At 56.6% G+C, this 14,126-nt stretch carries 9 protein-coding genes; 2 read left to right on the top strand and 7 right to left on the bottom strand.

Annotated features, from left to right (window positions below):
* Positions 1-157 precede the first annotated feature (157 nt).
* The 4 genes from AB5Z02_RS19260 to AB5Z02_RS19245 form a co-directional block, all read right to left on the bottom strand.
* A complete protein-coding gene (locus AB5Z02_RS19260; protein WP_368216695.1) occupies positions 158-1,678 on the bottom strand; it encodes a SpoVR family protein in 1,521 nt (506 codons plus the stop codon).
* A gap of 9 nt (positions 1,679-1,687) precedes the next feature.
* A complete protein-coding gene (locus tag AB5Z02_RS19255; protein ID WP_231721349.1) occupies positions 1,688-2,959 on the bottom strand; it encodes a YeaH/YhbH family protein in 1,272 nt (423 codons plus the stop codon).
* Positions 2,960-2,982: 23 nt separating this feature from the next.
* Complete coding sequence (locus AB5Z02_RS19250; RefSeq protein ID WP_033113275.1) at positions 2,983-4,905, bottom strand: PrkA family serine protein kinase; 1,923 nt, start codon at positions 4,903-4,905, stop codon at positions 2,983-2,985.
* A gap of 591 nt (positions 4,906-5,496) precedes the next feature.
* On the bottom strand, positions 5,497-7,413 hold the full coding sequence (locus tag AB5Z02_RS19245) for an ATP-dependent DNA helicase RecQ (RefSeq protein ID WP_368216694.1): 1,917 nt from the start codon (positions 7,411-7,413) through the stop codon (positions 5,497-5,499).
* 355 nt (positions 7,414-7,768) lie between these two features.
* Here AB5Z02_RS19245 and sstT point away from each other — a divergent pair, with 355 nt between their 5' ends.
* A complete protein-coding gene (gene sstT, locus AB5Z02_RS19240) occupies positions 7,769-9,019 on the top strand; it encodes a serine/threonine transporter SstT (protein WP_368216693.1) in 1,251 nt (416 codons plus the stop codon).
* Positions 9,020-9,226: 207 nt separating this feature from the next.
* Positions 9,227-10,219 carry a hypothetical protein gene (locus tag AB5Z02_RS19235; RefSeq protein ID WP_021230165.1) on the top strand — a complete coding sequence of 331 codons (993 nt, stop codon included), beginning with the start codon at positions 9,227-9,229 and terminating at the stop codon, positions 10,217-10,219.
* A gap of 266 nt (positions 10,220-10,485) precedes the next feature.
* Here the strand turns inward: AB5Z02_RS19235 and AB5Z02_RS19230 are convergent, their stop codons facing one another.
* The 3 genes from AB5Z02_RS19230 to pabB all read right to left on the bottom strand — a co-directional run bounded on the left by AB5Z02_RS19230 (position 10,486) and on the right by pabB (position 13,893).
* Positions 10,486-11,784: a serine/threonine transporter gene (locus tag AB5Z02_RS19230; protein ID WP_139747210.1), complete on the bottom strand. Its 1,299-nt coding sequence runs from the start codon at positions 11,782-11,784 to the stop codon at positions 10,486-10,488.
* A 216-nt stretch (positions 11,785-12,000) separates the two neighbouring features.
* Positions 12,001-12,567, bottom strand: a complete 567-nt coding sequence (locus AB5Z02_RS19225; protein ID WP_231721345.1) for a CoA pyrophosphatase — start codon at positions 12,565-12,567, stop codon at positions 12,001-12,003.
* Positions 12,568-12,609: 42 nt separating this feature from the next.
* Positions 12,610-13,893 (bottom strand): aminodeoxychorismate synthase component I, encoded by a 1,284-nt coding sequence (gene pabB / locus AB5Z02_RS19220; protein WP_368216692.1) that lies wholly within the window; start codon positions 13,891-13,893, stop codon positions 12,610-12,612.
* Positions 13,894-14,126: the final 233 nt, after the last annotated feature.

The following is a 14,126-nucleotide window of genomic DNA, read 5'->3' as shown; positions in this document are numbered from 1 at the left end:
GAATGACCGCAAGGCAAAGAGGCCCGCACACCATGCGGGCCTCTTTCTATATTGTGGTTTGTTCCGGTTGTACGGCTTGGGCTGCGCTCATGCTGGCAGAAGCAACCGATTAAAAAACGGCCCACCGAAGTGGGCCGTAGAGATATCTGATCGCGGGTCAGATCCCCGGTTTGCGCTCCGGGCAGCGGCCGATGATATCTGCAGGCAGATCGCCGTTATCCTGTTCCAGCACCACGTCGAATCCCCACAGCTGATGCAGGTGTTTGAGCACCTCATGGCGTGAGTCACCAAGGGGTATGCGGTTGTGGGGAACATAGCGCAGGGTAAGGGAGCGATCCCCCTTCACGGCAACGTTGTAGACCTGAATATTGGGCTCCAGATTGCTGAGGTTGTATTGGGCCGACAGGGTATTGCGCACCTGACGGTACCCCTCGTCATTGTGGATGGCGGAGACCTTCAGATAGTTCTTCAGGTCGTCGTCATCAATGGCGAACAGCTTCATATCCCGCATCACTTTGGGACTGAGGAACTGGCTGATAAAGCTCTCGTCCTTGAAGTTCTGCATGGCAAAGTGGAGGGTTTCGACCCAGTTGCTGCCGGTATAGTCGGGGAACCAGTATCTATCTTCCTCGGTCGGGTTCTCGCAGATGCGGCGCAGGTCGGTAAACATGGCAAACCCCAGCGCATAGGGGTTGATCCCCGAGTAGTAGCGGCTGTTGTAAGCAGGTTGATAGACCACGTTGGTGTGGCTGTGCAGCACCTCCATCATGAAGCGATCGCTCAGCTTGCCCTCGTCATAGAGGTGATTGAGGATGGTGTAGTGCCAGAAGGTGGCCCACCCCTCGTTCATCACCTGAGTCTGCTTTTGCGGATAGAAATATTGGCTGATTTTGCGCACTATGCGCACCACTTCCCGCTGCCAAGGCTCCAGCAAGGGGGCATTCTTCTCGATGAAGTAGAGAATGTTCTCCTGGGGCTCTGCGGGGTAGCGCCTGTCCTCCACGCCAGCCGCTTTATGCTGTTTGGGCAGGGTTCGCCACAGCTCGTTGACCTGAGTCTGCAGATAATCTTCCCGCGCCTTCTGACGCCGCTTCTCCTCAGCCATCGAGATCTTCTGGGGACGCTTGTAGCGATCCACCCCGAAGTTCATCAGGGCATGGCAGGAGTCGAGCAGCTGTTCCACCGCCTCAATGCCATGCTTCTCTTCACACTGGGTGATGTAGTTCTTGGCGAACAGCAGGTAGTCGATGATGGAGGAGGCATCGGTCCAGGCCTTGAACAGGTAGTTGTTCTTGAAGAAGGAGTTATGACCGTAGCAGGCGTGGGCCATCACCAGCGCCTGCATCGGCATGGTGTTCTCCTCCATCAGGTAGGCGATGCAGGGATCGGAGTTGATGACGATCTCGTAGGCCAGTCCCATCTGGCCACGCTTGTAGTTGCGCTCGGTATGGATAAAGCGCTTGCCGAACGACCAGTGCTGATAGCCGATGGGCATGCCGACGCTGGAGTAGGCATCCATCATCTGCTCAGCGGTGATCACCTCGATCTGGTTGGGGTAGGTATCCAGTTTGTAGAAACGGGCGACCCGGGCGATCTCCTGGTGATAGGTCTCCAGCAGATCGAAGTTCCAGTCTGGTCCGTCATCCAGTGGCGCTACACGTTTTTCTGTTTCGATCATGTGACCTCCTCACGCCGCTTGTTTCTTGAACAGCTCGCGGAACACCGGATAGATATCCTCGACCTTGCGAATGTGCTCCATCGCAAAGTGGGGGAACTGGCTGGCTACCGACTCATATTCGTGCCACAGGGTCTGGTGAGCACGGGTGGTGATCTCGATGTAGGAGTAGTACCGCACCCTTGGCATGATGTCCCGCGCCAGGATCTCCCTGCATTGCGGTGAGTCATCGGCCCAGTTGTCACCATCCGACGCCTGCGCCGCATAGATGTTCCACTGATTGGCGGGGTAACGCTCGTTGATGATGTCATTCATCATCTTGAGGGCGCTGGAGACAATAGTGCCGCCGGTCTCCTGGGAGTAGAAGAACTCGTGTTCGTCCACCTCCTTGGCCTGGGTATGGTGGCGGATATAGACCACTTCTACGTTCTTGTAAGTCCGGCTCAGGAACAGATAGAGCAGGATATAGAAACGCTTGGCCATCTCCTTGGTGGCCTGATCCATGGAGCCCGAGACGTCCATCAGGCAGAACATCACCGCCTGGCTGGAGGGGACGGGCCGTTTGACGAAGTTGTTGAACTTGAGATCGAAGGTGTCGATAAACGGCACCGCATCGATCCGTCGTTTCAGCTCCCAGATCTCCTTCTCGAGCAGGGCGATTTCTGCAAAGTGCTCGTTGGGATCGGCGGCCAGCAGGGCCAGCCGATCTTCCAGTTCATGCAGTTGGCGTTTCTTGCCCGCTTGCAGCGCCATGCGCCGCGCCAGCGAATTTTGCAGCGAGCGCACCACGTTGATGTTGGCGGGCACCCCGTTTGAGGTGTAGCCAGCACGGTAGGTTTTGACTTCCATGAGCTGATTGAGCTGGGTTTTCTGCAGCCTGGGCAGCTCCAGATCTTCAAACAGCAGATCGAGATACTCATCCTTGGAGATCTGGAACACGAAGTCATCGGCCCCTTCCCCCTGATTGGATGCTTGTCCCTCGCCGGAACCCTGTCCACCGCCCCCTCCTTTGGGGCGGTCAATCTTGTCGCCGGAGACGAACTGGTCATTGCCGGGATGCACCATCTCCCGTTTACCACCGTGCCCCTGATGAAAATGGGGCTCACCGATATCCTTGGTCGGGATGCTGATGCTCTCGCCCTTGTCTACGTCCTGAATGCTGCGCTTGGAGACAGCATCCGAGACCGCTTGTTTTATCTGCTTCTTGTAGCGGCGGATGAAGCGCTGCCGATTGACAGCGCTTTTGTTTTTGCCGTTGAGCCTGCGGTCGATAAAATGCGCCATAACTCCCCCTTGAACAGTCAGGGTCAGGATGATTTGCGTACCCTGAGATACCATTCGGAGAGCAGTCGCACCTGTTTGCGGGTGTAGCCTTTCTCCATCATCCGTTCGACAAAGTTATCGTGCTTCTTCTGCTCCTCGGCCGAGGTTTTGCTGTTGAAGGAGATAACCGGCAGCAGCTCTTCCGTGTTGGAGAACATCTTCTTCTCGATCACGGTGCGCAGCTTCTCGTAACTGGTCCAGTTGGGGTTACGGCCTGCATTGTTGGCCCGGGCACGCAGTACGAAGTTGACGATTTCGTTACGGAAATCCTTCGGGTTGCTGATCCCGGCGGGTTTTTCAATTTTCTCCAGCTCGCTGTTGAGTGACGCTCTGTCAAACAGCTGGCCGGTTTCTGGGTCACGGTACTCCTGATCCTGGATCCAGAAGTCGGCGTAGGTGACGTAGCGATCGAAGATGTTCTGACCGTACTCGGAGTAGGACTCGAGATAGGCGGTCTGGATCTCCTTGCCGATGAACTCCACGTAACGCGGAGTCAGATAACCCTTGATGAACTCAAGGTAGCGATCGTGCAGCTCTTGCGGGAACTGCTCGCGCTCGATCTGCTGCTCCAGCACATAGAAGAGGTGCACCGGGTTGGCAGCCACTTCCGCGTGGTCGAAGTTGAAGACGCGGGAGAGGATCTTGAACGCAAAGCGGGTAGAGAGACCATTCATCCCCTCGTCCACACCTGCGTAGTCGCGATACTCCTGATAGCTCTTCGCCTTGGGATCGGTGTCTTTCAGGCTTTCGCCATCATAGACCCGCATCTTGGAGTAGATGCTGGAGTTTTCCGGCTCTTTCAGCCGTGACAACACCGAGAACTGGCCCAGCAGTTCGAGGGTACCCGGGGCACATTTTGCCTCGGTCAGTTCGCTATTGACCAGCAGCTTCTCGTAGATCTTCACCTCTTCGGAGACACGCAGGCAGTAAGGCACCTTGACGATGTAGACCCGGTCGAGGAAGGCCTCGTTGTTCTTGTTGTTGCGGAACTGCTGCCACTCGGATTCGTTGGAGTGGGCTAGCAGAATGCCGTCAAAGGGGAGGGCGGAGAGCCCTTCGGTACCGTTGTAGTTACCCTCCTGGGTTGCCGTCAGCAGCGGGTGCAGCACCTTGATGGGGGCCTTGAACATCTCCACAAACTCCATAACCCCCTGGTTCGCTTTACAGAGCGCACCTGAGTAGGAGTAAGCATCGGCGTCATCCTGGGCGAAGTGCTCCAGCATGCGGATGTCGACCTTGCCGACCAGTGAGGAGATATCCTGGTTGTTGTCATCACCGGGTTCCGTTTTGGCTATGGCAATCTGATCGAGGATGGAGGGGTTGACCTTCTCCACCTTGAACTTGGTGATGTCGCCGCCAAACTCGTGCAGGCGTTTGGCCACCCAAGGGGACATGATGGGACGCAGGTAACGGCGCGGGATGCCGTACTCTTTTTCCAGGATTTCCCCATCCTCTTCGATGTCGAACAGACAGAAGGGGTGATCGTTGACCGGTGAGCCCTTGATGCGATAGATGGGCACCTTCTGCATCAGGGATTTGAGTTTCTCTGCCAGCGAGGATTTACCGCCGCCAACGGGGCCCAGCAGATAGAGGATCTGTTTCTTCTCCTCCAGCCCTTGGGCGGAGTGTTTGAGGTAGGAGACGATCTGTTCGATGGCCTCTTCCATCCCGTAGAAATCCTTGAAGGCGGGATAGCGTGCCACGACGCGGTTGGAGAAGAGTCGGCTCAGTCTGGGGTTGGCTGAGGTGTCTACCATCTCCGGCTCACCAATGGCGGTCAGCAGACGTTCGGCTGCGGAGGCGTAGCAGGCTTTGTCCTGCTTACACATATCCAGGAACTCCTGGATGGTATATTCCTCTTCTCTCGCTTTTTCATATCGCTGTTGGTAATGCTCGAATATGCCCATAACTTTGCCCTCGTTATAGTCGCTTACCCTGAAAAAAGTGGATGACTGCTTTTGTGTTGTGCGCTTTTAAAGCCTAGTCAACAGACTCCAGTAATCCATCACGGTTGATAGGTTAAATTCTGAAGAAACCTGCCCGATCCTTGTGCGGGGAGGGTCAGTCAACAACACCGCTATGTTACTGACTGTTAAATTATTTTTGCCACGATAGTGAGGTAAATGTCAAAGACATAAAAAATAAATGTTTATGGGAAAGAGGGAACTTATTGCGAAAAGATTAAGGGGTTTGACGAAAGGCAATGGGGCTGCGGGTTGGCGGGGTTATGAATGAAAACGTCATTACGTGTACGTTAACGTAAATCACTTTGTTTGGAGTTTTGGCTCTAATTTTTACATTGACGCTACATTTCGAGTACCCTAGATTGGCGATGTGTGAGCAGCAAGACGCTTTAGCAAGAGAGTTGACTGTTGCCTCACCAAGCTCTGTTTAAGCACGTTTCCGTTGGCTTGACCCTCGCAACCGCGAGGGTCTTCTTTTTCTGCGTCTTTAAACGCTTGTTTCTGCTGGTGGCTATTAAAGCCACCAGCACTCATCTAGCAAGGGTAGGCTTGTTGCACTGCCGCCAGGACGCGGGCAAACGGGTGCGCGGCCAACTGGCCTGCGCCCGCCAGCGATTTGGCTTTGATCCGGCTGGTCAGCGGTGTGGTGATACCGCACAGGAAACGGGCCAGAACACGAGCATCCACGGAACCTGTCTTGGCAATCAGCGGATCGCACCAGGCGCGGATCCCCGCCTCGTTTGGCATGGTCAGTGAGGGTAGGGGAGGAAGATGCGCCACCTCGCCGCGACAAACCGAACAGTGGCCACAATGAACCGGCGCCACCTCATCGGCAAAATAGCGGGCGAGGCGGTGGCTCAGGCACTCACTTGAGGTGAAGAAGTCGAGCATGGCTTGCAGTCTGGCCAGCTCACTCTGTTCTTTTTGCAAGAAGAGCGCATGGAGCGCGTTAGCCTCCTGCTCGCAGTCCCACCCCTGACGGGTGATCCGGTAGACCTCAGTCATCTGTTTGCTTTCAAGCTCGATCCAGCCTTGCTGCTGCAGGTAGTCGAGCGCCGCAACGGCCCGCTGCCGCTCCCCCTGATAGCCCTGCCAGAGGGCGTCAAAGTCCATGGTGCACCAACTGCGGGCTTGCGGGGCACAGGCGAACAGCTGCTCCAGAAACTGGCGGCGTTCCGGATTGAAGCGGCTCACTATCTCGCCTTTATCCAGCACGAACTTGAAGCGGTAATCTGCGTAGTAGCTGTAGGCCGGGGTGATGATGCCCGCCATCTCCAGATAGACCAGCAGGGTTTTAAGGGGCAACTGGCGGATATTGGTGTCGTTGGAGAGACGCAGCAGGGGGAATTCCCACTCGTTCCCGCTCTGCTTGATGATGGCAAGGAGCTGGAGGATGGCACTCAAATCCGGCGTATCGCCGTAGACGAAGTTCTCCAGCACCGGCAGCTGGCTCTGGTTGGCCAGCACGATACAGCGCGATGGCTGGCCATCCCGTCCGGCGCGGCCAATCTCCTGGCTGTAGTTCTCGATAGATTTGGGCAGATCGTAGTGAATGACCCGCCGGATATCCGCTTTGTCGATCCCCATGCCAAAGGCGATGGTGGCGACGATGCAGTCCACCTTGCCCGCCATGAAGTCGTGCTGGATCTGACTGCGCAGCGCCGAGTCGAGTCCGGCATGATAGGCGCGGGCGTTGATCCCTTCTCTAATGAGGTGCTCGGCACAGGCTTCGGCGGTGTGTTGCAAGGTGACGTAGACGATGGTGGGGGCCGCCGGATCGTTTGCCAGCTCCTGCGCGAGCCAGCTATCCCGCGCATCGGGCGCCAGGGGAATGACCGCCAGATCAAGATTGGAGCGGTAGAAACCGGTGACCACGACCCCCTCCGGCGCGATGCCGAATTTGGTCTGCATATCCTGAATCACCGCCGACGTGGCGGTAGCGGTCAGCAGCAATACCTGCGGGATCTTCAGGTCATGGCGATAGCTCGGCAGCTTGAGGTAGTCGGGGCGAAAGTTGTGGCCCCACTCCGAGATACAGTGCGCCTCATCGACGACCAGCAGCGAGAGCGGTACTTGCTGGATAAAGCGGCGAAAACGCTCGTTCTTGAGTCGCTCCACCGAGATCATCAGGATCTTGAGCTGGCCATCCAGCGCCTGCTGCATCACTCGTCGGCTCTCCTCCGTGCTCTGGCTTGAGTCGAGGGTGGCGGCGCTTATTCCCTTGCTTTTAAGGAAGGCGAGTTGATCGTGCATCAGCGCCAGCAGCGGCGAGATCACCAGGGTCAGATGGGGCAGGGCGAGGGCAGGCAGTTGATAACAGAGCGACTTGCCGGAGCCGGTGGGAAAGATGGCTGCGGCACTCTGACCTGCCAGCACCCGGCTGATCACCGCCTCCTGACCTGGCCTGAGTGCGGAGAAACCAAAATATTGGTTGAGCAGGAACGTGATCATGGCAAGGCTCCGCGGCAAATGGGGGATGATAGCACAGCGACACCGGTCACGGGTGGCACAGGAATGGTCGTGAGGGTGAGGGCAGAGAGTGTCGATAAAACGTACAAAAATGGGTGGTTGCGCTGTAGTTAAGGTTTTGTTGCGGTTTTTTGTGATGGAAACGGGATATTTTTTGGTGAGTCTCTGGAAAAAAAAGATGGCGAATGGGATATTCCGACATGCAATCCGGTGACTGGCGGATCGGCCCGACAGAAGGCTGGCCACAGACACCACATTCGGGCGACAGGGGTCTCCCGATGAGTGGTTGCAGACAGGACTCATGATTCATGCACTACGGTGCTTAGGGACTTTTTTGATGACACAACAACACCCCCTCCTTCGGCTGGTCAATAGCACCAGTCTGGTCAGCCAGATCCTGGTTGGTTTGGTATTCGGTATCTTGCTGGCATTGTTTGCGCCCGAGTGGGCGAAAACGGCAGGTCTGCTCGGCAGTCTGTTCGTTGGTGCACTGAAAGCGGTAGCCCCGCTGCTGGTATTCGTACTGGTGATGGCGGCCATCATTGGTCACAAGCAGGGTCAGAAGACCAATATTCGCCCGCTGCTGGCTCTCTACCTGTTTGGTACTTTCTCTGCGGCCGTGGTCGCGGTGATTGCCAGCTTCCTGTTCCCCTCCAACCTCCATCTGGTGGCCAATACTGCCGAGATCACCCCGCCAGGCGGGATCACCGAGGTGCTGCAGACCCTGCTGTTCAACGTGGTGACCAACCCGGTCAAGGCGCTGATGGATGCCAACTATATCGGGATTCTGGCGTGGGCTATCGGTCTGGGTATCGCCATGCGCCATGCCAACGAGAGCACCAAGGCGCTGGTCACTGACCTGTCTCACGGTGTCTCCGCCATCGTGAAAGCGGTGATCCGCTGTGCTCCGCTCGGGATCCTGGGTCTGGTTGCCTCCACGTTGGCAGAAACCGGCTTCGATGCCCTGTTTGGCTATGCCCAACTGCTGGTGGTGCTGATCGGCTGCATGCTGTTTATCGCCTTCGTGGTCAACCCGCTGATCGTCTTCTGGAAGATCAAGCGCAACCCTTATCCGCTGGTGCTGACCTGCCTCAAAGAGAGCGGTGTGACCGCCTTCTTTACCCGCAGCTCTGCCGCCAACATTCCGGTCAACATGGCGCTGTGTGAAAAACTGCGCCTGCCCAAAGATACCTACGCGGTCTCCATCCCGCTGGGTGCCACCATCAACATGGCGGGTGCGGCCATCACCATCACTGTGCTTGCCATGGCGGCGGTACATACCCTGGGGATGGAAGTGGACATGGCAACGGCCGTGCTGCTCTCTGTGGTTGCCACCGTCAGTGCCTGTGGCGCTTCCGGTGTGGCGGGCGGCTCCTTGCTGCTGATCCCGCTGGCCTGTAGCCTGTTTGGCATCAGCAATGACATCGCCATGCAGGTGGTAGCAGTCGGCTTTATCATCGGCGTGCTGCAGGATTCTGCCGAGACGGCGCTGAACAGCTCCACCGACGTGCTGTTCACCGCCGCTGCTTGCATGGCCGAAGATGAAACCCTGCTGGAACCTTCCGCGCTGCCCAGCAGCGAGGCGTGAGCCGGTAGCTCGATTTTTCGATTCAGCCCCTCTCTGTGAGGGGCTTTTTATATCAGCGGGCCTAAATGTGTTGAGGAGAGGAGTGCGCAAGAAAACATTCATTTTGATGAAATGTTTGGTTACAAATAGCCGACAGACAGTGCGGGTGCTGCCCCGTTAAAATAGCTGCGGAATAATAAGGTTCAGGCTAAAAAACGAGATTAAATAATGAAAAAAACTACGCTTTCGTGGGCAATTATTGGTGCATTAGGTTTGGTTGGTTGCGGTGGTGGTGGCGGAGATAGTGGTGGTGGTGGTACCACGCCACCGGAGCCGCAACCGAGGGCGCTGCCGGTGGCTGGCGTCTATCTCCCCGTCCTGATGGACGCTCAGGGGCAGTTAATCAACCGTCCGGTCAACGACAGTTATCGTGCGGTCGGTCTTGTCTATCCGGCGTCCACAGAGGGCACGGGTTGGGCGATGAACATTGCTGAGAAAAGAAGTGCCACAGTCAGCACTTATACCTTCCCTCAAGGCTTCTCTTCTCTGAATAAAGGTGAGGGTTACCCACTGACGTTGTCGTTGCTGGTGAACAAAAGCCAACCCAGTACCTTCGACTCGGCTGAGCAAAAGTCCAATACCAATGTCGATGGGTTGGTCAAGGTGGCGTCTGTGCCAGATACGGCGGGAAGCAGCCAGTCACTCTGGGTACTCGATTATCGACCCGTCAAAGCCAAAATCGATTCTGCACTCACTATTCAGAATTGGGGCGGCCAAGTGGCATTGCAGCCGATGGTCACTGCGCCTATCAACGCGGACTCCTGGTACAACCTTGGGGAGAGTGCACTGTTTCAAGATTTCAAAACCGAGCGCAGCAACAATGGCTTGGGGATCAAGCTGACCATCCTGTTTAAAGAAGGGTGTTCTGTAAGCGGTGAGACAGAGGCCAACACTCAAGGTTTGAACAAGCTGACGTTGACTGGTTGGAACAATCGGTCATGCAGTTTCAATACCTTGACAGGGCCTGCTGATATCAAAGAGGGAAAAATTTATGAGGGGCTCTGGGAAAAAAGGATGCGCGAATTTGCCGATCGCAACGCCAGTGTCACTGCATATCTGACCATGAAACCGGGTAGCAATGGTCAGAAAGACACCCTGGTGCTCGGTATTCCGGAAATCACCGGTATCACGCCGTTCCTGTTGGAAGCGCAACCACTCTAATCAGCCAGAGATAGTGCGTGTTTATCAAGAGATGCCAGTCGCTTACCCGACTGGCATTTTTGTTGGTCGAGGTTCGGTGCGAAGCCCTGAAACATCATGATGTGGTTGCCGGATAAGGGTTGTTTCCTTGGTTGTTGTGTGAGTTCAGGTGCTGTGGCTGCAATAACTGCGTGATGAGTGGCAAGACTATTCAGGACGGGACAACGCAATAAAAAAAGCCAGCCGAGTGTTCGGCTGGCTTTTTGCTATCAGCGGCAGGTAGGGGATTAACCGACCAGCTGATAGAGGATGGCGGAGATGGCGATCATGCCCATGGTTGCAACGAAGACGTTGCTGATATGGCCCTGATATTTCGCCATAGCCGGTACGCGCTTGATGGCGTACATCGGCATGATGAACAGGATGGTAGCGATGATCGGGCCGCCCAAGGATTCAATCATGCCCAGGATGGAAGGGTTGGCAATGGCAGTGCCCCACAGGGTCAGGATGAAGAAGGCGATAATGAACATCTCGACTTTCTTGGCGTTCGGCTCTTTGCCGGACTTGCGCATGTTCTGCACGATCATCCCTTTCAGACCTTCACGGGCACCCAGATAGTGGCCGAAGAAGGAGGATACGATGGCGACGAACGCAACCAACGGACCGAAGTAGGAGATGATGGGGCTGGCATGCTGGTTGGCCAGATAGGAGAGCACGGCGATGTTCTGGGCCTTGGCTTCTGCCAGCTGGGCCGGTGTCAGGCTCATGACGCAGGAGAAGACGAAGAACATCACGAAGCCCAGCAGCACCATGGCGGTACGCTTGAGGATGGCATCGGCTTTCTCGACAGCCTGATCGCCGTGGTCGCGGCGCTGGGCCAGGGAGAAGCTGGAGATGGCCGGGCTGTGGTTGAAGGAGAAGACCAGTACCGGGATGGTCAGCCACAGGGTAGTGGCGAAATCCTTGGCAGAGGGCACTTGCTCCAGCGCAGCACCGGTCCAGTCAGGGATCAGGTACAAAGAGATACCGGCCAGAATGGCGATCAGCGGATAAACCAGCAGCTCGGTCACTTTCAGCATCAGCTTTTCACCGGCCAGCATTACCGACATCATGCCCATGATCAGCACAATGGAGAGGATCCAGCGCGGTGGGGCACTCATCTGCAGCTGATTGACCATAAAGCTTTCCACGGTGTTGGTGATACCCACGCCATAGATCAGCACGATGGGGTAGATGGCGAAGAAGTAGAGCAGGGTGATTAATTTACCGGCACCCACGCCAAAGTGCTCTTCCACCACTTCGGTGATGTCTGCATTTGGCTTTTTGGAGGAGAGCACGAAGCGGGCCAGACCACGGTGTGCCAGATAGGTCATGGGACCTACCAGCAGCGCCATGACGACCAGCGGCCAGAAACCGCCCATACCCGCGTTGATCGGCAGGAACAGGATCCCCGCGCCAACCGCGGTCCCGAACAGACTGATGACCCAGGTAGAGTCGCGTTTTTCCCAACGAGTGGTTTGAGTAGAGCAGATCCCTTGCTCTGTTGACGCCGCAACTCCCTGCGTGCCAGTGACTGTGTTTGACATCTATCTCACCCCGAATGTGTGGTTCTTATTAAGTCGGCGCAAGGATACGGTTTTTCTAATCAAAAATGTTGATCAAATTCATCTTTACGGCACGAAAAACCGCACTTTCTTATGGAAATGTGATCAAAACAAGAAAAATTCAATTATTGTTTATCAATTGGCACGTTATTTTAGTGTTAATGATTAAATCTCGCTCAGCCAAATGTAAGTAAATTGTTATTTTGTGAGATGCTGGGCTAGCTGGTTGATCATGCTGGCGGTAGCCCCCCAGATAAAGTGCTGTTGCCAGGGGATCCAGTAGATAGTGTGTGCTTTCCCCCCTCTGGAAAGGGTCAGGGGGATGTGGTTGCGCCGATCCAGCAGATGGGTCAGCGGCACTTCAAAGGCGTGATCCACCTCATCCGGACTCAGGATGAGGGGATAGTTGCCATCGAGCAGCCCCAGCACCGGCAGCACCTCGAATCGTGACACTGTATTGAGCGGGTTGAGGGTGCCGATCACTTCAATCAGTCGGGCCGGAATGCCGAGCTCCTCTTCGGTCTCCCGCAGCGCCGTGGCAATGAGGTTTTCGTCGCCGGGATCCTGTCGCCCGCCGGGGAAGCTGATCTGCCCCCCATGATGACGCAGCCGTGGGCTGCGCCGGGTCAATAACACGCTGAGCCCCTCATCGCGCATCACCACCGGGATCAACACTGCCGCCGGACTGAGCCCGCCGATGGCGAGGCGATGGGCCGGGGCGGGTCGCTGCAACTGGAAGCGGGTCAACAGTTCGTGGCGATCCATGGCGGGGAGCTCTCCTGTGCGTTGGCCAGACAGTGGGGAGGGTTACAGCGCCGACAGCGGCGGCAGGATGCGGGCGACCTTGTCATAGGTCTCCTGATATTCGCTGTCGGCGTCGGAGTCGGCGATGATGCCGCCACCGGCCCAGCAGTGCAGGTGACCCGCTTCGGCGATCAAAGTGCGAATGCAGATGCTGGTGTCCATTCGGCCATGCTGGCTGAGGTAGCCGATGCTGCCGCAATAGGCATTGCGGCGCTGGGGCTCCAGCTCTTCGATGATCTCCATGGCGCGGATCTTGGGGGCGCCGGTGATGGAGCCACCCGGGAAACAGGCCCGCAGCAGATCGACTCCTTGCCAGCGTGCATCCAGCTCACCGTGGATGGTGGAGACCAGATGATGTACCGCCGGAAACGACTCCACCGCAAAGAGATGAGGCACGCTGACCGAGCCCGGCCGGCTGACCCGACCGATATCGTTGCGCAGCAGATCAACGATCATCAGATTCTCTGATCTGTCCTTGTCCGCCTGTGCCAGCTCCCGCGCGACTTGCCGATCGGTGGCCGGGTCGGGGTGGCGAGGGCGAGTGCCTTTGATGGGTTTGGTTTCGATATGGCGGCCATCAAGCAGCAGGAACCGCTCGGGGGAGAGGCTCAGCAGTGCACTGTCCGGCAGGCGGATAAAGGCTGAGAAGGGGGCCTTGTTGGCGGTTGCCAGCAGGCAATAGGCCTGCCACTCATCCCCCTGATAGGGGGCGCTGAAACGCTGGGTCAGGTTGATCTGGTAGCAATCCCCCGCGGCGAGATATTCCTGAATGCGGGCAAACTTCTCGCCATACTCGGCACGGCTCATATTGCTCTGCCACGACCCCTGCAAGGCAAAAGAGGGGGCCGGTTTGGCCTGCTGCTGTTCAAGCCAGGCCAGCCGGTTGGCAAGGCCTGCTTCATTCCCCCAGTGCACCAGCTGCCAGTCTCCGGTCGCCACATTGCGCAGCAGCGCCCAGTCGTAGATGCCCACCGCCATGTCCGGTACCGCGATATCGGCGGCGGCCTGCACCGGCAGTCGCTCGAAGCGACGGCCCAGATCATAGCCAAACAGGCCGAGGGCGCCGCCAATAAAGGGCAGGTGAGTGGCGCACAGATCCAGCTCCCCCAGCAGCTGTTGCTGGGTATGGGCCAGCAGGGCGAGGGGATCTTCGTGGTGTTTGCTGATATTCGCCCCGACACGCAGAGTGGTCACCTCGCCACGGGTTTCGAGGGTCGCCAGCGGATCGGCAGTGATGATATCAAAGCCGTTATCGGCACTGAGTGGTCCCGCCGATTCCAGCAACATGGCCCACGGCTGATGTTGCAGGCGGGCAAAAAGCTGATGGAGTTCAGCATTATGGTCTAGATGATGGATATGAAGTGTTGGCGTCATTTTATGTTACACAGGCAACAGTTTGGTTCCCGAACCCTAGTCGGTGCTGGTGGGCAAGCGTATCATAGGTGTCGGTGACTTAAGAAAAAACTGCCGTGTCGTTCGTTTTTTGCTGGTTGATAGTTTTTAGCCAGCACGTCAGCACG

Origin of the sequence: Aeromonas sp. R2-3 (genome assembly GCF_040908375.1) — a bacterium.
In the GTDB taxonomy this organism is placed as follows: Bacteria; Pseudomonadota; Gammaproteobacteria; order Enterobacterales; family Aeromonadaceae; genus Aeromonas; species Aeromonas veronii.
The sequence above is the reverse complement of the archived record's forward strand: the minus strand, read 5'-3'. Positions and strand labels throughout refer to the sequence as shown.